Raw genomic sequence first — 19546 nt, 5'->3', positions numbered from 1 at the left:
CATGCAGTACGACACCCTGATTCGCAACGCGCTGGTCATCGACGGCAGCAACACGCCCGGCTATAAGGCCGACGTGGCAATTCTCAATGGCCGCATCGAGCGCATCGGCGATCTGCCTGACGCCCGCGCCAGCGAAGAAATCGACGCCGCCGGCCGGGTGCTGGCGCCGGGTTTCATCGACGTGCACACCCACGACGACACCGTGGTCATCCGCCAACCCGAGATGCTGCCCAAGCTCAGCCAGGGCGTGACCACGGTGATTGTCGGCAACTGCGGCATCAGCGCTTCGCCAGTGAGTTTGAAGGGCAATCCGCCGGACCCGATGAACCTGCTCGGCAGCGCAGCGGCGTTCGCCTATCCGCGCTTCAGCGACTACCGCGCCGCCGTCGAAACGTCCAATCCCACGCTGAACGTCGCCGCGCTGGTCGGCCACACGGCGCTGCGCAGCAATCATCTCGACGACTTGTTCCGCACCGCGACCCCCGACGAAATCACCGCCATGCGCGCGCAGTTGCGCGACAGTCTCGAGGCTGGCGCGTTGGGTTTATCCACAGGCCTGGCCTACGCCAGCGCCTTCAACGCGTCCACCGATGAAGTCATGCAACTGACCGAAGAACTGACGGCGTTCGGCGCGGTGTACACCACCCATCTGCGCAGCGAATTCGCCCCGGTGCTGGAGGCGATGGACGAAGCATTTCAGATCGGCCGCCACGCGCAATCGCCGGTGATCATTTCCCACCTCAAATGCGCCGGCGTCGGTAACTGGGGACGCAGTCCGCAATTGCTCGCAGCGCTGGAAGAGGCAGCGAAAACCCATCCGGTCGGCTGCGATTGCTACCCGTACGCGGCGAGCTCCTCGACCCTGGATTTGAAGCAAGTCACCGATGCCCATCGCATCACCATCACATGGTCGACGCCGCACCCGGAAGTCAGCGGGCGCGACCTGATCGATATTGCTGGCGAATGGAAACTGTCGCTGGAAGAAACCGCCAAACGTCTGCAACCGGCGGGCGCGGTGTACTACGGCATGGACGAGGCCGATGTCAGAAGAATCCTCGCCCATCCGCTTTCGATGGTCGGCTCTGACGGACTGCCCGAAGACCCGTTCCCGCATCCGCGCCTGTGGGGCGCTTTCCCACGGGTGCTGGGCCATTTCAGTCGCGACGTCGGGTTGTTTCCGCTGCACACCGCCGTGCACAAGATGACCGGCCTGTCGGCGGCGCGTTTTGGCTTGCAGGAAAGGGGCGAGATTCGTGAAGGACATTGGGCGGATCTGGTGTTGTTTGATCCGGCGACCGTGCGTGACGTGGCCGATTTCAACGATCCGCAACGGGCGGCGCAGGGGATCGACGGGGTTTGGGTCAACGGCGTGTTGAGTTATCGCGATGGACAGGCGAATGGGGCGAGGGCAGGGCGGTTTCTTGCGCGACAGGGCGACCTGCGCGACCACTTTCGTTAAGGATTCGTGGTGTGCGTCACAGTGATGGCACATTGCAATTAAAGAAAGCCATCCACAAGCCGATTTGCTGACATCCTCCCCGTCTACATTGTGGGGCCATTCAGTCAGGGAGCACCCCATGAGCTTCGGCAAAACCACCCCGATCCTGCGGATCTTCGATGAGGCCAAGGCTGTCGAGTTCTACGTCGATTTTCTCGGTTTCAAGATCGACTGGCAGCACCGCTTCGAAGCGAATTTTCCGCTGTATCTGCAGGTGTCACGGGGCGAGTGTGTGCTGCATCTGTCCGAGCATCACGGCGATGCCTGCCCGGGTTCGGCGCTGCGTATCGAGACCGATGAGCTGGAGGCGTTTCAGCAGCAACTGATGGCCAAGGATTACAAGTTCTCGCATCCGCAGATTCAGGCGATGCCGTGGGGCAGTCAGGACATGACCATTGCCGATCCGTTTGGCAATCGGTTGGTGTTTACCAATGCGATCAGTCTTTGACTTGAACGCCTAGCGCGACCTGACCTCTTGGGATTGCCCGCAGGCATCATTAATACTTGCGGGCGCTCACCTCATTCCGTCGGCACCAACCGATCCAGCACCCGATTCACTGCCATCTCCGCGACCATCACAATCTGCGCAATGCCCTGCAACGTCTTGCGCTGCGAGCCGTTCACCAGCCCCGCCTGATCGTTGAGCATCACCGTCGCCGACCCTAGTGTTTCGCAGGCGTCGGCCAACAGCGATTCGTTGTCGGCGTCGGGATTGGCCATGTACAGCGTGTTGGACTTGTAGGGCGGGGCCATGAATTCAGCGCTGGACGGGCCGAGGTAATGATCGAGGGCGCGGTCGGCGGCTTCGTGGAATTTCTTTGAGTCGGCGGATTCGTAGGGGGATGCCGGGTCTGTGGGTGGCGGGTTTGGGGTTACTTTGAACATATCCAGATCCTCATTTTGGCTGGCCACCGCTTTCCTACTAAAGAAAGTGGAGGCAGCTGTGCGCAGGTTAGTAGACCGGGGATCTGGGAAACCGGCGCGCCCGAGAGCGCCCTGCGCACAGCCACCATAAAGCTCAGGCGAGACCTGACTGTCTGATGAACGATGCACCCCAAATACTCCGGGCTACTAAACCCGATCACTGATAGGCAGTGACGCAATTACAGTAGCGATGAGGTCTGGGGCGCACAAGCCGGCGGATTCTGGCGCAGGCGTAGGCAGCGGCGCAAGGAATTGTGGGTGGTTTCGCTGAATGTCTGGCGGCTTTAAACAGTTGTGCCAAGACGTGTTTAATCGGTGTGGCGAATGACGCCTTCGCGAGCAAGCTCGCTCCCACAAGGGGATCTGCGATGAACTCGAAAGTGCAGGCAACCGAAAAACTACTGTGGGAGCGAGCTTGCTCGCGAAGGGGCCATCAGCATCACCGCCGATTCCGCAACCGAAACTCCCCCGGCGGCATCCCGCGCCAGCTCTTAAACGTGCGATGAAACGAGCGCGGTTCGGTAAAACCCAGATACTGCGCAATGTCCTGAACCGGCAACGTGCTATTGAGCAAGTAGTGCTCCGCCAACTCCTGACGCAGCTCATCAAGAATCTGCTGATACGACGTCCCGACCTGCTGCAACTGCCGCTGCAACGTGCGCACCGAAACGCTGAGCTGTTCGGCCACTTGCTCCTTGCGCGGCAAGCCCTCCTTGAGCAAACCGCGCAGAATGTTTTTCACCTGCTGCGCCAGCGACGCATCTTCCAGCGTCGCCAGCAAACCCATCGCGTGTTCTTCCAGGGTTCGCAGCAATTGCGCATCGGCCTGGCGTAGCGGCAACTGCAAATAAGCCAGCGGCACCACCAGCGCCGAATACGCCTGATCGAATAGCACCGGGCAACCAAAAAACGTCTCGTACTCGGCCAGCGTCACCGCATCCGGCCGCGCATGCTCCAGCCATACGCAGGCCGGCGACAGCTGCGTGTCGGCGATCCAGCGCGCGTAGTGCAGCCAGGAACCGAGCACGTTTTCCACCAGATGCCGACGAATCCGTGGCCGCTGGTAACGGCAGGCCCAGATCAGATGCACGTGCTCGCCCTGCACCTCGGCGCGGCTGACGCCCATGTCGCCGACGAGTTTTTCGAACGGCATGATCCGGCTCATCGCATCGCCCAGCGTCGCGCAATTCATGGTGATGTAACCGAGCACGCTCCACGAATTGGGCAGGACGAAATTCGCCGCATGCAGCCCGAACAACCCATCGCCCGAGTGCTCGCAGAAATAATCCAGCAAGCGCTCGTGAACCTCACCTGGCAGGCGCAAGGTGTTGTCGCTCAACTGCTGCGCCTGCAACCCGGCCGCCGCCAATGCAGGCTCGATGGCCATGCCCAACTGTTCGGCATGGCGCAGGTATTTGAGCAGCGGCGGAACGGAAGTGAAGCCGAGCGAGGGCATGGTCGCGGTCCTTTGATCGACGGCGCGTGAGCGAATGAATGCCGCAAGGTAAGTGGATTGCCCGGCGAAAGTAAATGCCCGGACGTTTGGCGCCATTCGCTACATGATCTGGCCGGATGCGACCGTGACAGATCTCCAGCGCTGACTAGTATGCAAGCTTGATCCAACGGCAGAAAAAGGACATACGCATGCGACGCTGGAACGGCTGGGGCGAGGCAGGCACGGTGGTCGAACTGCCGGCCCAGGGCACGACATTTCTCCACGAACGCCTGGGCGCTGGCCGCGCATTGCCCGATGCGACGTTGGCAGCGGCGTTGGCGCAAGTGCCGACCTCGCGCCTGGTGCCGCACCGCTTGTACAGCATCGATACTCACGATCGCCTGCTGCACGCGCGCGGCCAGAGCCTGCCGGATTGGTTGGCATTACGCGAAGGCGCACTGGGCACGTATCCCGATGCCGTGGCGTTTCCCGAAACCGCCGAGCAGATCCGCCAATTGCTGGCGCTCGCCCATGATCAGGATCTGTGCCTGATTCCCTACGGCGGCGGCACGTCGGTGGCCGGACACATCAATCCGCCAAACTCCACGCGGCCGGTGCTGACGGTGTCGCTGGCGCGGATGAATCGCCTGACCGACCTCGACGAACAGAGCCTGCTGGCGACATTCGGCCCCGGCGCCAGCGGGCCGCAAGTCGAAAGCCAATTGCGCGCGCGCGGCTACACGCTGGGGCATTTTCCACAGTCGTGGGAGCTCTCGACGCTGGGCGGTTGGGTGGCCAGTCGTTCCAGCGGCCAGCAGTCGTTGCGCTACGGGCGGATCGAGCAATTGTTCGCCGGCGGCACCCTGGAAACCTTCGCCGGGCCTCTGCAGATTCCGACGTTTCCGGCGTCGGCGGCTGGACCGGATCTGCGTGAAATGGTGCTCGGTTGCGAGGGCCGTTTCGGGATCATTTCCGAGGTCAAGGTGCGGGTCAGTGCGTTGCCGGCGGACGAACGTTTCTACGGTGTGTTCCTGCCCGACTGGCCGCAGGCGCTGCAAGCAATCCGGCAACTGGCGCAGGCGCGCGTACCGCTGTCGATGCTGCGCCTGTCCAACGCGGTGGAAACCGAAACGCAACTGGCGCTGGCCGGCCATCCGCAGCAGATCGCCTGGCTGGAAAAGTACCTCAAGCTGCGCGGCGCCGGCGACGGCAAATGCCTGCTGACCTTCGGCGTCACCGGCAATCGCCAGCAAAACGCACTGTCGCTGAAACACGCGCGCCAGCATCTGAAAGCCTTCGGCGGCGTATTCACCGGCACCCTGCTGGGCAAGAAGTGGGCGCAGAACCGCTTCCGTTTTCCTTACCTGCGCGAGAACCTGTGGAACGCCGGTTACGTGGTGGACACCCTCGAAACGGCCACCGACTGGAGCAACGTCGACCACTTGCTCAGCCTGATCGAAAACAGCCTGCGCGATGCCCTGGCCGCCGAGGGCGAGCGCGTGCATGTGTTTACTCATCTCTCGCACGTTTACGGCGAAGGATCGAGCATTTACACCACCTACGTGTTTCGCCCGGCAGCCGACTATGCCGCGACGCTGGCGCGCTGGCGGATGCTCAAACACGCGGCCAGCCAGACCATCGTCGACAACCACGGCACCATCAGCCATCAGCATGGCGTCGGCAAGGATCACGCGCCGTATCTGCTACGGGAAAAAGGCCCGCTGACGATGCAGACGTTGCAGGCGCTGAGTGAACATTTCGACCCGGAAGGGCGCCTCAACCCGGGCACGCTGTTGCCAGAGTCGCGGCCATGACGGCGGAATGGAACGCGCAGTGGCGCGAGCAGATTCTGCCGACCTTGGCGGATGATATCTGGGACCTGATCGTCATCGGCGGCGGCATCAGCGGCGCCGGGATCGTCCGCGAAGCCGCGCGCCGGGGCTGGCGTTGTCTGCTGCTGGAGCAGCGCGATTTTGCCTGGGGCACCTCCAGCCGATCATCGAAAATGGTCCACGGCGGTTTGCGTTACATCGCCAAGGGCCAGTGGCGCCTGACCCGCGATTCGGTGCGCGAGCGCCAGCGCCTGCTCGACGAAGCGCCGGGGCTGGTCGAGCCGATGAGTTTCATGATGCCGCACTATCGCGGCGGCTTTCCCGGGCCGCGCGTCATGGGCGGCTTGCTCTCGGTGTACGACGCGCTGGCGGGGCGGCGCAACCATCGTTTTCATGACGCCCAGCAACTGCGTTTTCTTGCGCCGGGGGTGAAGGAAAACGGCCTGCTCGGCGGCAGCTGTTTTGTCGATGCGCTGACTGATGATGCGCGGCTGGTGATGCGCGTACTGCGCGAGGCCCGGGCCGATGGCGCGGTGGTACTCAATGGTGTGCGGGTCACGCAACTGCTGCGTGAAGGCGGGCGGGTGTGCGGGGTTCAGATCGAAGATGGCGAGAGCGGCGCGACGCTGCAATTGCGCTCTGGCGTGCTGGCCGTGGCTACGGGCGCTTGGGCTGAGCGCTTGCGTCCCGTTGAGTCAGCGAAGCAATTGCGACCGTTGCGCGGCAGTCATCTGTTGCTGCCGGGCTGGCGTTTGCCGGTGGCGCAGGCGTTCACCTTTCTGCATGCGCATGATCGGCGCCCGGTGTTCGTGTTTCCGTGGGAAGGCGCGACGGTGGTGGGCACCACGGACCTCGATCACCGCGAAGACCTCGACCACAGCGCGCGCATTTCCAGTGACGAACTCGACTATCTGCTCGCCGCGTGCCAGCAGCAATTTCCCGGTGCCGAAGTGGGCGTCGACGACGTGCTTTCAACTTGGTCAGGCGTGCGCCCCGTGGTCGGCAGCGCGACGGGTGCGCAGCAGGGCAAACCGTCCAACGAGACCCGCGAACATGTGTTGTGGCAGGAGCCGGGTTGCGTGACGTTGGCCGGCGGCAAACTGACCACATTTCGCCCGCAAGCGATCGAAGTGCTCAAGGCGTGTGCGGTCATGCTCGGGCGTTCTTTTGTCGATGACGGCGCGCCGGTGTTCGCCGCTGTGCCGCCGCTGACAATTGCGGGACTGAGCGCCAGTCAATGGCGACGCTTGGCCGGGCGTCACGGTCGAGACCTACCGAGGCTAAAGCAATTGCTCGGCGAACTCGGTCCGGAAACGGTTGGCGCCAGCGATACTTTGTGGGCAGAACTGGCGTTCGCCTGCGAGGCGGAAATGATTCTGCACCTGGATGATTTGCTGCTGCGCCGCACCCGTTTGGGCCTGTTGCTGCCGCGCGGTGGTGAGGATTATCTGCCTGCAATTCGCACGCTCTGCCAGCCACGATTGGCCTGGGACGATGAGCGCTGGCTAGCGGAAATCCAGCGTTATCAATTGTTGTGGCTGCGCGATCACGGCTTGCCGGAGATCACCCCATGAAATACCTGTTAGCGATCGACAACGGCACTCAGAGCGTGCGCGCGTTGCTCTTCGATCTGCAGGGCAATTTGCTCGGCAAAGGCAAAGTCGACTTGCAGGCGTACTACTCGACGCAACCCGGTTGGGCCGAGCAGGATCCGGAATATTACTGGGCGAAACTCGGCGAGGCCTGCCAGCAACTCTGGCAGCAGACCGGCATCGACCGTGCGCAGATTGCCGGCGTGTCTCTGACCACCCAGCGCGGCACCGTGATCAATGTCGACGCCGAGGGCAAACCGCTGCGCCCGGCGATTGTCTGGCTCGATCAACGTCAGGCTGAGGTCGAGGGCGGCATCAAAGGGCCGTGGGGCTGGCTGTTCAAACTGGTCGGCGCCCAAGCGACGGTGGATTATTTCCGCGCCCAGGCCGAGGCCAACTGGATCGCCCGGCATCAACCCGAAGTGTGGGCGGCGACCGACAAGTATTTACTGCTTTCAGGCTTCCTCACCCATCGCTTGTGCGGGCGCTTCGTCGACTCCATCGGCTGCTGCGTCGGCTATCTGCCCTTCGACTTCAAACGGCTGAAGTGGGCGGCACCGCGCGACTGGAAATGGCAGGCACTGGCGGTGCGCCCGGAGCAGTTGCCGACCCTGCACAAACCCGGCGAAACCCTCGGCTACATCAGCGCCGAAGCCGCTCGGCACACCGGCATCCCCGAGGACCTGCCGTTGATTGCCGCAGGCGCAGACAAGGCCTGCGAAGTGATCGGCTCTGGCGTGGTCGATGCGCGCACCGTGTGCCTGTCCTACGGCACCACCGCGACCATCACCAGCACCCGCTCGCGCTATCTGGAAATCGTCCCGCTGATCCCGCCGTACCCCTCGGCCGTGCCCGATCAGTACAACTGCGAAGTAATGATCTATCGCGGCTACTGGATGGTCAGCTGGTTCAAGAACGAATTCGGCCTGCGCGAGATGCAACAGGCAAAAGAACAGGGCATCGAACCGGAGCAACTGTTCGACGCACTGGTCGACGCGGTGCCGCCGGGCTCGATGGGTTTGATGCTGCAACCCTACTGGTCACCGGGCATCCGCGAACCGGGCGTGGAAGCCAAAGGCGCGATGATCGGCTTCGGCGACGTACACACCCGCGCGCACGTCTACCGGGCGATTCTCGAAGGGCTGGCCTACGCGCTGCGCCAGGGCATGGAGAACATCGAGCGACGTTCAAAGGTCTCGATCCAGCGACTGCGCGTCGCCGGCGGCGGCTCACAAAGCGACGCCGCCATGCAACTGACCGCCAATATCTTCGGCCTGCCGGCAGAGCGCCCGCATGTGTATGAAGCGTCCGGGTTGGGGGCGGCGATTTGTTGTGCGGTGGGGTTGGGATTGCATCGGGATTTCCCATCGGCCATTGCGGCGATGACTCGGGTTGGAGCGGTCTTCACACCACAGCCTGAGGCGCAGAAGGTTTATGAGCAGTTGTACAGAGAGGTGTATTTGCGTATGTACCGGCAGCTCAAACCGCTGTACCAAAGCATCCGCAAAATCACCGGGTATCCCGAATAGTCCCGACACCATAGACCCCTGTGGGAGCGAGCCTGCTCGCGAAGGCGGAGTTTCAGTCAATGATGATCTGAATGATCCACCGCTTTCGCGAGCAGGCTCGCTCCCACAGGGGTATTGCTGTGCGCTCAAAATCCGGTGAGTCACACAAATCCAAATGTGGGAGCGAGCTTGCTCGCGAATGCGCAGTGTCAGGCAACGTCGATTTGATTGACCCACCGCCATCGCGGGCAAGCCCGCTCCCACAGGGTTTTGCGGTGTGATCAAAATCCAGCGTGGCACACAAATCCAAAGGTGGGAGCGAGCCTGCTCGCGAAGGCGGAGTGTCAGGCAATGTTGATTTGGCTGATCCACCGCCTTCGCGGGCAAGCCCGCTCCCACAAGGGATCTGCGGTGTGCTCAAAATCCGGTGAGTCACACAAATCCAAATGTGGGAGCGAGCTTGCTCGCGAATGCGGAGTGTCAGGCAACATGGATTTGATTGACCCACCGCCATCGCGGGCAAGCCCGCTCCCACAGTTATCGAGGTGAACACATCAACAGTGCTCGACCACGAAAACCTGTGGGAGCGGGCTTGCCCGCGATTCGATTTCAGCTTCAGCGCAAGACTAACGTCAAACGCGGAAGTGGCTGACCATCTGCTGCAACTGACCACCCAACCGCGCCAGTTCAACACTCGACGCTGCCGTCTCATCACTCGCCGCTGCGGTCTGCTCGGACACGTCACGGACGTTGATGATGCTGCGGCTGATCTCTTCGGCCACGGCGCTTTGCTGTTCGGCAGCGGCGGCGATCTGCTGGTTCATCGACTGGATGTTCGACACCGTGCGGGTGATGTTTTCCAGCGAGGCGCCGGCCTTGCGCGTCAGGGCGACGCTGCTGTCGGTCAGCGCGCGGCTGTTGTTCATCACTGCCGAAACCTGCTGGGTGCCGTTCTGCAGACCGGCGACCAGACCTTCGATTTCCTCGGTGGATTTCTGCGTGCGTTGAGCCAAACCGCGCACTTCGTCAGCAACCACAGCAAATCCACGCCCGGCTTCACCGGCACGCGCTGCTTCGATCGCGGCGTTGAGTGCGAGCAGGTTGGTCTGTTCGGCGACAGCCTTGATCACGTCCATGACGCTGCCGATCTTGTCGCTTTCCTGTTGCAGCACGCTCATCGCTTCGGTCGAACGCACCACTTCGCTGGCCAGACGCTCGATCTGTGCGATGGCCTCATTCACCACCTTGTCACCTTCACGGGCCTCGCCGTCCGCAGCAGCGGCGGCTTGCGACGCTTCTTCGGCGTTGCGCGCAACTTCCTGCACGGTGGCAGTCATTTCGTGCATGGCGGTGGCGACCTGATCGGTCTCGACTTTCTGGCTGTTCACACCGGCGCTGGTCTGCTCGGTCACGGCCGACAACTCTTCAGCGGCGCTGGCGATCTGAGTGACGCCGTCGCGGATGCCACTGATCAAATCACGCAGGGTCACGCCCATGCGCGCAATGCCTTGCTGCAACACGCCGAGTTCATCGCGACGGGTAACGGTGACATTCTGGGTCAGGTCGCCGCTGGCGATGCGCTCGACCACGGCCAGGGTTTCCTGCAACGGACGGGTGATCTGACGGGTGATGATCACTGCTGCAATCACGCCAACCAGCAGCGCCAGCAACGTGCTGATCAACTGGAAGGTGCGCGCCTGGGCGCTTTCAGCATCACGGCGATCGAGCTGAATCTGGTACAGCTGCTCGCTCAGGGCGACGATGGTGTTGCCCTGATCGGTCATTTCCTTACGCGCCTGCACCGCATCGGTGTTGGCGTTCTTGTACGCCATCAACGCGCCGCGATAGCTGGTCAGCGCGGTTTCCAATTGGCGCAAGGCATCCTGCTGAGTCGCGGCAAATTGCGCATTCAGTGGCTTGAGGCTGGCGATGGCCGCGTCGATCTGGCCGACGGCTTTCTGCTCGGTCTCGGCGTTGCTGGTCGCGGTGTAACCACGCACTTCATAGCGCGCGAGGATGAACGCTTCCTTCGCCGCAGTAACCGCCTGGAACTGTTCGAAACGCTGATCGCTCAACTCCAACTGCTGCACGCGCTGGCTGATCGATTCGATCAGGTTGTAGGCGGTCTGGGCGTTGGCGCTCATGGTGTCGCGCGCGCTGTTGCCGGTGCGATAGGCGTTGCGCATTTTGTTCAGCGAGGTCTGGTATTCAGCGATGGTCGCGGCCTGCTGCTTGAGCAGTTTGACGTTCTCCGGACTCTTGAATTTGCTGATCAACGCCTGCTGCTGAGCGGCGAAACTTTCCAGGGTTGTCTGCACATTCTGCGCGGCGGTTTCGTCGCCGTTGGTCAGCATGTATTGCAGGCGCACCACGCGCAGTTTGGTCAGGCCAGCGTTGAGCTGGGTGATGTCGCTCATCCAGTTGCTGCGGTCGATCAGGCCGCCGAGGCTGGTCCAGCCGGTCAGCGCCAGAATGCAGGTCAGGGCCAGCACCAGGCCGAAGCCCAGGCCGAGTTTCATGTTCACGCTGATGTTACCGAACCAGCTATTCATGCAAATCCTCCAGAAACGTTGGGTTTCTTGGTCGTCAGTTAAGCTGGAAGATTGTTGTTCTTTTGAGCCAGCAGGGGTGTTAGCAGGTCTGTATCGGCCGCAAACCCGAGAGCTGAAAGGATTTTTGTCTGACAGATTTAGCGCAACTCAACCCAGGCGCCGCGACCAGCGCTGATCCGGCGCCTCGAACCCGGGATTGACCAACGCCGTCAGCACATGGTCCTGCCAACGCCCGGCGATATTCAGATACGCCTTCGCATACCCCTCACGCTCAAAACCCAAACGCTCAAGCAACCGCGCACTGCGCTCATTGCCGGGAATGTAATTGGCCATGATCCGATGCAGATTCTGCACATCGAACATATAACCAATCCCCGCCTCCAGCCCCTCCTGCATCAAACCCTGCCCCTGATGCGCCTCATCGATGTGATAACCCAAATAACACGCCTGCAACGCCCCACGAATAATCCCGCTGAAATTGCACGCCCCGATCATCTGCTGACCGTCCGGCGACAGCAGCGCGAAATGCATCGCCAATCCGGCCTCGAAGGCGCTGGCCTGGATCTCCAAGCGACGACGGATGTTGGCAGTGGAGAAGTAGTCGGTGGTGCGGATGGGCGACCAGCGGGCGAGGTGACGCTGGTTGCGTAGGTAGAAAGCGCTTTCGAGCTCGGCCTGATCGGGGGAGAGGATCGCCAGCGTGAGGCGCGGGCAGGGCAGGGATAACAGCGGCATCGAACGCTCCTTGGCGAGGGATCTGCAGGCAGAGTCGCGCAATATGGTGGGGAGCGGCAAGGTGCGGGGAAATGATGGGCGAAAAAAAGCCCGCTAGGAGCGCGGGCGAACCGTAGTTTCTTGAATGAGCGAGTGGACTTTACAGGCTGTCCCGGCTGGGCGCAGTGAAGAAAAATTCATGTCGCTTCTGCCAACCGGGTTGGTGTCCCGCCAGTCGATTTTCAGCGCACGATGAAAATATCAGCGCCCATACAGCACCGTGTTCATCAACGCATTGACCTGATTTGGCATCGTGTGGATGAACCAGTCGAAAGCAAGACCCGAGGTAAGCAGGTACGCGAGAACCAGCAGGATAGGCATGAAGATGATGTTTTTGCGCAGATTGGCGTACTTGCGGGTTTTTCTGGAAAGCCAAGGTTCGTGAGTACCGTTGTTATTGGCATGTGCACCCGCAACGATGAAGTAGGTTGAAAAAAGCATCATCCGAAGGCTGGTATAGATAAACAGCATTACGCCTGTCAGGTGCAGCAGGAACCAGTGCATGTCTAGCAGGACGAAATATTTCTTTATTCCCGTCAGGCCCTGCTCATTGATGATCTGCTGGCTGTACTGAAAGTTTTGCGGCGCCAGGGTGGGCATAAAAGCTTCGTCGGTGACATACGTCGCGGCCACGCAAAATGCCAAGCAAAACAACAGCGCAACGACCCACTTAATGCCCGCGAAGAAGCCCCGATAAAGGCTATGCAAGGTTCCGCCAGCCCACAGGGAAATGGTGAATAGCGTGATCCAGGAAAGCAGGTTGAGTATCTCAGCCCGGAAAAACACATAAATCAGCCCGGCAATCACCATCATCATGCAGATGACTGGAGTCATGTCCTGGCTTGTGCTGGCGGCGTTCACGCCCGGCGGTGGATTGACCACCGTGTTGAAGGTCAGGTTTACCGAATGGCCCGGCTGATTGGCGGATTGTGGAGAATCGCCTTTCAGTACCCGATCCAGAATGGCTCCCAGAATCAGGCCGAGGATAGTGAAGAACGCCGATATGTAGATATCGACTTCCTTGGATTGGATTGTTTCGATGAAGCTCATGGTTTATTGCCTTCCTTGTGCAGGTTGAGTTTCCACATGCGAACCGGTTTTCTCTGCGAGGCTTCCAGCCAGCCGCGGAATGGTAAGGGGATGGCTGTGGTTTTGCTATCACACAAGCGCACTCGTCTTACAGCCAAACTGGTTTGGTTAAATTGGAGATGAGCCAAAGCGGTGCCGCAGCCCCCAGCGTCCTCTTAGTACGCTTCGAACATTCACAGCCACCGGCAGGCTTGAGAATGTGAAGGAAATGGGCGGCCATTCGACTAACCCCAGATGCGACAAAGCCCGCACTGGGCGGGCTTTGTCGTTGAGAGTTGGTGGGCCGGGGTCGTTTGAACCGGACTTGCAATGTGCCGTATCCATTGGGGTTTGTTCGGGTGTTGATTTTTTGGGATACAGAATGGGATACACGCCGGTATTGCTTGACTGATCCTTGATCACTGATCGTGCAATATCGCCTGCGGTTGCGCATCATCGGTGAGCTGTCGCTTGGCCCACACCATGGAGAAGGAGCCTCTACGTATGAAGATAACGGATATTGTCCACAACTACCCTGATGGCTCGCGCTTGGCTCGAGGTTTATGTCGGGTTAGATCATTCGTGAACGAGTCAGGAATAGTGGTTCTGCTTACTGACTTGGGCGATAAAAATGATGGCCAGTCAGTCACTAATGCCGTCGAGCGCATTATCAAGTCGCTTCAGGTGCTAGGTGTCGTCATGGGGCCTGCGACATATTTGGAACACTACGAGCGGGAAGACCCTCGGGGCGACACCTTCGACATTGTCACCGTGAAGTCTCCTGGGGGGACGCATTGGGAAACAATTAGTCGTGAGGAGGCATGTCGATTGATGGGGTGTCCATCAGTGGAGTTGGATGAACGGAGTTGGGAAAACGGTCGCATCGTTGCGGAAGCGGATCGGCTACGTTTTTCCAGAAACCCATTTGTCGACTCTCCCTATCGAGGGAGCAATGCGGTAATAAAGCGTCGCTTGGAAATCGAGAATGGAATGATTTCTAGGGCGGAAGTTGAGGCATTGATCTGTGCAGGTGCTGGCGAACGAGATCTCCAATTTCTCTTGAAAAGGGATCTCTCAATTTTTGCAGAGACCTACGCTCAACCTGATGATGAGTACATTTGTTTTTCCGAGTTTCCTTTGGCAGACGGTTACGTTGACTTCGTGGTGCTGACCGGGCGATCGCGTATGGACGTAATTCTGATCGAGGTAAAAGGAGCTGACTTCAACTTGCTGAATTCGGACCATTACAAGGAGTTCAATCACAAGATCCATCAGGCAGCAGGCCAACTGAGGAACCGCTTAGGCCACATCTATCGAGAACTCTCAACCTTCAGAGATCACGTCCATTCAGCCAGGGTACGAGCTGAGCGAGGAGACCTAATTCACAACGCTTTCGTAGGACCGCACGATGGACTCGAGGTCGACCCTCAGAAGGACATCAACATTCGTACGGTACTCATAGGAGGACGGACGGTTGATGATCGTGCGGAAAGTGCTAAAAGGCACGACTACGAACACCACTTCACCCCACCAATTAGGGTTGAGTCCTGGGACACTTGGATACGTAGGCTTCAACGTTCTTAAGCGCTTGGCTTAGACCGACCGGGTTTCAAAAGTGCGCTGGGGACCCTGAGCATTTTCGAGTGGTACGGGGTCGGAAACCCGCAGGACTGTGTTAGTGGGAGGATTTCAAAGTTACTGAAATTTCAGGCGTTGAAATCGAAAGAATTCTGCTGAAAAAAGGCCATCGTTACCGCAGCGGTAACGATGGCCGTTTGTGTTGATGATTATGGACACCTTGGGCCGTCAACCAAGTCAACCTGTCAACCAATGTACAAAAATCAGCCACTGCCAAGATCACACGGGTTTCCGACCCCGTGCCCTAAGGAACACCTCGGGGGCCCTGGAAAACGATTGGAACTGCATCTGAGATTCGCTGGAGGCATTGATGCTTCCGGGGAGCGGGGTTCACGCACCTATCTAAAAATCGATGTAACGCGTGTTACGAGTGTAACGGAAGTCGCTAACTGTCTGTATTTATTGATTATTTTAGAGGTTACACAGCATTTTTTTAAGAGTCTTCAGGAGTGTTACTAAGGTAACCGGTGTAACGGATAAGGGGCTGGAGCAGACCCATTAGGCAGGAAAGAAGCTCTCGGCAGATTCTCATCTGCCTATCTGCGAGCATTTGGTAATGGGTGTGACCTGTTTTCGGCGTCAGCAAGCTATTCTATACTGTCAAAATGCCATGCTAAATCGGATCCAGAGCTGGATAGCGAAGGTAAAGCGTGAGGTATGAAGCGACGCGGTTACTGATGCAAAGCGCTCAGTTCAATTACAAAAAAAACAGCGAGTTGGATATTAAGTTTCTCATATTTTTTAAGGAAATTTATGGATACGGAAATTGGCAAAAGACTTCCAGCGGTTAAATCTCTATCTTCAATACTTCCTTCTGGAACAGAAGGTGGCAAAGAATTTGCAAGAATAATAGGGTTGCTATTATTTCAGGAAGCCAAAAAAAACGGTTCGGATTTTTCACTTTTTGATGACGCATCAGGTGATTTCGAGGGTCTAGATGGATATTCAAGAGCTAAAAAATCTAGAGATGCGGTTGGTTACCAGTATAAATTTTTTCCATCTCCACTGAGTGATGCGCACCGAGCAGAAATTAAAAAATCTCTTAAGCATGCTTTGGAATGCACTGAGAAACTGAAGCTAAAAAAGTGGGTGATTGTAACGCCGGATGACTTTAAGAATTCCGGAAGACGAAGCGGTGGTGGTGATGTTAGTTGGTTTGAAGACCTCCGGTCGGAGAATTCTGAAATTGAGATCGAGCATTTTGGACATTCAAAACTACTTTCGCTTTTTTTGCAGGCTCATTTTCTTTGTCTATATTATTACCCATCCCTAGTACACTCTGGAAATCAGTACCAAAAGACTATACAGGCATGGCGAGTTCAATATGACGATAACATGAGGAAAAAATATGGGCGGATTGAATTCGTCGGAATGTCTGTATACAAAGACGAAGCGTCGCGCCGTATCCCTCTTGAAGATATCTATATACCGCTATCAGTAGTGCCGGAGCGCTCGGTAGAAGAGGTGGAAGATACACCAAGAATCAATCCTTATATGTTCTTGAGGCCTGGTGCAAAAAACATAATTTTGGGTGATCCGGGCTCAGGAAAATCCACGCTAATGTCTTTTTTAGCATTGGCTGGGATTAATAAAGCTTTACAGGCACGATGTGATACCAACGAAGATAATAGGCTAACCATAGTTGTGACTTTGCGTCGATATGCTGACGAGCTAAAGCATAGGCGCAATCTCCCTATTCTCGATTATATACTGGAGGTTGCACAGGCCGACTTTAACATGAGTGGCTTGCAGGATTCATTTTTTAATTATTACATAGAAAGTGGTCAGGCTGTTTTGTTGTTTGATGGTCTTGATGAATTGCCGTCAAAGGAATTTAAGTCTTTAATACGACAGAGAATTGACTCGTTTGCTGAAAGCTTTCCAGTGATCACTATTATTGTGACGTCTAGGCTTGTAGGTTACGAAGCGGAAAGTAGGTTTGATGATTCATATGGTCACTATCGAGTGGCGAAACTGAAAGTTAGCGAAATAGAACGTTTTATTAATGACTGGTACGCTGCGAGAATTGATGACGCGGTAGAAAAAGATAGAAATGCTGCGGATTTAGTAAAAATTATTAAGCATCCGGATAGTGATTCGATTCGTGAGCTCGCTCGAAATCCTTTGCTTTTGACAATTGTAGCATTAGTTCACCGAATTGATGCTGTGCTTCCAGATCAGCGAGTTGTGCTATATCAGAAATGTACTGAGACGTTGCTTAACACTTGGTACAAAGCCAAGCGGCAAGATGAGGAGTCAGCTAAAGGTAGGATAGAGCGGCGCAACCGCATTCGAGTGGAAGCTATTGCTTACTGGATGCACAGAAGAAGCTTAAAAGGAAAGGGGCGATCAGTAGCGCCCAGGGGGGAACTGATTGAGTTTCTTACGAAACATATTTCTGAACACGAAAATTTGCGTCCACAAGATGAATTGGCTGAAGACCAAGCAGAAGTTTTTGTCGATTTCATCAAGAATTCGGCCGGACTACTGATAGAGGCTGGTGACGGGCTTTATAGTTTTATTCACTTAACGTTTCAAGAGTATCTTTGTGCGACTCATTTGGCCGCATTCGGCGAAACAGGAGGGACTGCTTCTATTTGGACAGAACTCCGGGGAGACCTGCGAAACCCAAGATGGAGAGAGGTGGTTCGATTACTTGTAGCTAGCCTACGATCTACTCAAGCGCAGGCATATTTTGTTGAGCGTCTACTTGAAGATGGCGAATCTAAACTGACACGTGATAATAGCCTCCTTCTTCTGGGGCTTTTGCGTGACGCTATAGAACCTGCCGAAAATCACGTGGATAATATTATAGCTAACTGTTTTGAAACGTTGTTGAAATTAAAAGATAGTAGTGATGTGAATGCTATAATTCAATCTTTTCTACACTGGCTGTTGAAAGAAGATACGAACGAAAAATTGTGCGAGCGTGTGTGGCATAAGGTTTATAATTCTGTTTCTGTAGCAGACCGAACAAAAATGCTTCTGATTAATGCGGCTTTGGTATTTCCAACTGAATGGGAGCTGATTCTAAGCTGCCCGCCTGTGAATAAAACAGTCGAAAGTGATGTTGCTAAGTTTTTGAATGGTGAGGAAAGTTCGCATAAAACGCATGCAATTGCTGAAAGACTTCATGCGCTATCAGTGTTTTTGGCATTCAACAGCCCAAGTACAAACGCCGAAGCAGCAATATTAATGACTTCTTCGGTTGCGTTAGATGAAGGCTCCTCAGCTTCGCGTATGTTCTTTAAAGAGTTGGCGTTAGTTGGGTGTGGCGGCGGACCTCTAAGAGATAACGGAATGAATATGGTCAGTATTGCTTCCAGCTTGGTTAGAGATATGCCGTTGGAAATCGAGCGTTCATTAATGAGCTGTCTTAAAAGTGATCGTCCAAAAATTCGCAATAATTCTAGGCTCGCGCATTGCATTGATAAATTCATTGAAGCAGTTCCAGGGCAGGGGAAAACCTCTTCGCGTGTCAACTCATATCAATCGGGTCAGATACGGGAAATAGCTAGAAGTCTAGGTATTCCCGAGAAATTATTAAAGATCCGCAGTCAAGTTGAGGCTACTAAGGGGATTAATCTAATTCACTCGGAGTACGCGGTAAAGAGAGAAGACGATCCTGGGATGTTTTGGGCGATATTGCGAGACTCGGATATATTTGAACGAAGTTTTTATCGTTATTTCGAAGGTTGTTCAGGAATAAAAATTGGCGGGCTGTGGGATCAAGCATTACATTCAGGGCTTGCCAGGAAGTTGCCTCAAAGCGTCGCAAGGTTTTATAGTAGTAAGGCGCGAATTGAAATGCAGAGTAGGGCGCTTTTCTCGGACGCTGATGAAGAAGCACTTTATTTTGCTGCGTGGATGGTGTTATTCGACATATGGGTCTGGACTTGCGGTGGGTATGAGAAGAAAGGTGTGTCATCAATCGAGAAGTTTATTGCGAGGCTTCGAGTTTCGCCTGCTTTCGATTATCCACCTGTTAAGCTTTCTATCCTTATCCACTCATTAGTCGTTGGTCAGTCCGAAAATAGCCAAGAAGAATTGTTGGAGTATTGGCGCACATCGATGGAAGTGGGAAATATGTTAAGTCAGGCCGGTTGGCTAGATCGTAAGCGAAGTTCAATTAGTAAAACTATCATGGAGCAACAGCGTAATGATCTAGTTCATTCCACGGCCACGCGGAAGCGGGAGTAAAACGATTTATTTATGGGGTGGGAAGTATTTTAGGCATCTGATTGGCTGGGCTTGGATTCGAGCGATGGCGTTTGTATTTCGTCTCTTTTAATCTTAGCGCCAACAGACTTATGTCCAATTCACTGCCCCAGCTATGTTACGAGATGCTGCTGGATATCGCTGCAATCGAGTCTAGGCGGAACCGTCCCATCGACTTCTGATAACTCCGGGTCTCATAGATGATCATGACAAGGAGTCAGTTGTGGCTGAGCCAGCAGCACGTTTCGCGGGAGCTGTACACCTGGTGCTGAGCAGATGCAGGCAATCCATAAAGGTCATCTAAGAAGTAAGACGATATAGGCTATAATTTTGGTGTTGATTGCACAGGGTAAGTCTATTAAAGGCGCTGCATCCCGCATCAGGGTTCGAGCCCCTTGAATTCAATGCAGGCTTGATTGGCATTGTGTTGATGGAAAACCTGACGAATCCAGGGGAGGGCGGGGATGGGGTCGCCAAGGGCCGGGCGGCGCTCGATAGCCTCGGGGT

General features: G+C 56.3%; 12 protein-coding genes. 7 read left to right on the top strand and 5 right to left on the bottom strand.

All coding sequences use genetic code 11. From position 1 onward, the window contains the following. Position 1: 1 nt before the first annotated feature. Positions 2–1459, top strand: coding sequence for a D-aminoacylase (locus J5M66_RS25085; RefSeq protein WP_207809218.1), 1458 nt, complete (start codon positions 2–4; stop codon positions 1457–1459). Positions 1460–1577: 118 nt separating this feature from the next. Then, positions 1578–1946, top strand: coding sequence for a glyoxalase superfamily protein (locus J5M66_RS25080; RefSeq protein ID WP_016771789.1), 369 nt, complete (start codon positions 1578–1580; stop codon positions 1944–1946). 71 nt (positions 1947–2017) lie between these two features. Here the strand turns inward: J5M66_RS25080 and J5M66_RS25075 are convergent, their stop codons facing one another. Beyond that, on the bottom strand, positions 2018–2383 hold the full coding sequence (locus tag J5M66_RS25075; protein WP_207809219.1) for a DUF6124 family protein: 366 nt from the start codon (positions 2381–2383) through the stop codon (positions 2018–2020). A gap of 478 nt (positions 2384–2861) precedes the next feature. Beyond that, complete coding sequence (locus J5M66_RS25070) at positions 2862–3878, bottom strand: AraC family transcriptional regulator (protein WP_130902749.1); 1017 nt, start codon at positions 3876–3878, stop codon at positions 2862–2864. A gap of 188 nt (positions 3879–4066) precedes the next feature. Here J5M66_RS25070 and J5M66_RS25065 point away from each other — a divergent pair, with 188 nt between their 5' ends. The 3 genes from J5M66_RS25065 to J5M66_RS25055 are packed head-to-tail and all read left to right on the top strand — an operon-like array spanning position 4067 to position 8810. After that, positions 4067–5671 (top strand): FAD-binding oxidoreductase, encoded by a 1605-nt coding sequence (locus J5M66_RS25065; protein WP_207809221.1) that lies wholly within the window; start codon positions 4067–4069, stop codon positions 5669–5671. Next, positions 5668–7263 carry a glycerol-3-phosphate dehydrogenase/oxidase gene (locus tag J5M66_RS25060; RefSeq protein ID WP_207809224.1) on the top strand — a complete coding sequence of 532 codons (1596 nt, stop codon included), beginning with the start codon at positions 5668–5670 and terminating at the stop codon, positions 7261–7263. Before J5M66_RS25065 ends, J5M66_RS25060 begins: the two co-directional genes overlap by 4 nt. Continuing rightward, the gene (locus J5M66_RS25055; RefSeq protein ID WP_207809226.1) at positions 7260–8810 is read left to right on the top strand and encodes an FGGY-family carbohydrate kinase; all 1551 of its coding nucleotides are present in this window, start codon (positions 7260–7262) and stop codon (positions 8808–8810) included. Before J5M66_RS25060 ends, J5M66_RS25055 begins: the two co-directional genes overlap by 4 nt. A 611-nt stretch (positions 8811–9421) precedes the next feature. Here the strand turns inward: J5M66_RS25055 and J5M66_RS25050 are convergent. The 3 genes from J5M66_RS25050 to J5M66_RS25040 form a co-directional block, all read right to left on the bottom strand. Continuing rightward, complete coding sequence (locus tag J5M66_RS25050; protein WP_123443353.1) at positions 9422–11341, bottom strand: methyl-accepting chemotaxis protein; 1920 nt, start codon at positions 11339–11341, stop codon at positions 9422–9424. 147 nt (positions 11342–11488) lie between these two features. Next, the gene (locus J5M66_RS25045) at positions 11489–12076 is read right to left on the bottom strand and encodes a GNAT family N-acetyltransferase (RefSeq protein ID WP_207817509.1); all 588 of its coding nucleotides are present in this window, start codon (positions 12074–12076) and stop codon (positions 11489–11491) included. Positions 12077–12316: 240 nt separating this feature from the next. After that, a complete protein-coding gene (locus tag J5M66_RS25040) occupies positions 12317–13165 on the bottom strand; it encodes a hypothetical protein (protein WP_207809228.1) in 849 nt (282 codons plus the stop codon). Between the two features lie 522 nt (positions 13166–13687). Here J5M66_RS25040 and J5M66_RS25035 point away from each other — a divergent pair. Together J5M66_RS25035 and J5M66_RS25030 are read left to right on the top strand one after the other, a co-directional pair. Then, positions 13688–14767 (top strand): Shedu immune nuclease family protein, encoded by a 1080-nt coding sequence (locus J5M66_RS25035; protein ID WP_207809230.1) that lies wholly within the window; start codon positions 13688–13690, stop codon positions 14765–14767. Positions 14768–15574: 807 nt separating this feature from the next. Further along, entirely contained in the window at positions 15575–19021 is a 3447-nt protein-coding gene (locus J5M66_RS25030; protein WP_207809233.1) for an NACHT domain-containing protein, read from the top strand. Positions 19022–19546 lie beyond the last annotated feature (525 nt).

This window comes from Pseudomonas sp. 67(2021), from assembly GCF_017491835.1.
GTDB classification, from domain to species: Bacteria; Pseudomonadota; Gammaproteobacteria; order Pseudomonadales; family Pseudomonadaceae; genus Aquipseudomonas; species Aquipseudomonas atacamensis.
Note: the sequence above shows the minus strand (reverse complement) of the source record. Positions and strands in the feature narration are given on the sequence as shown.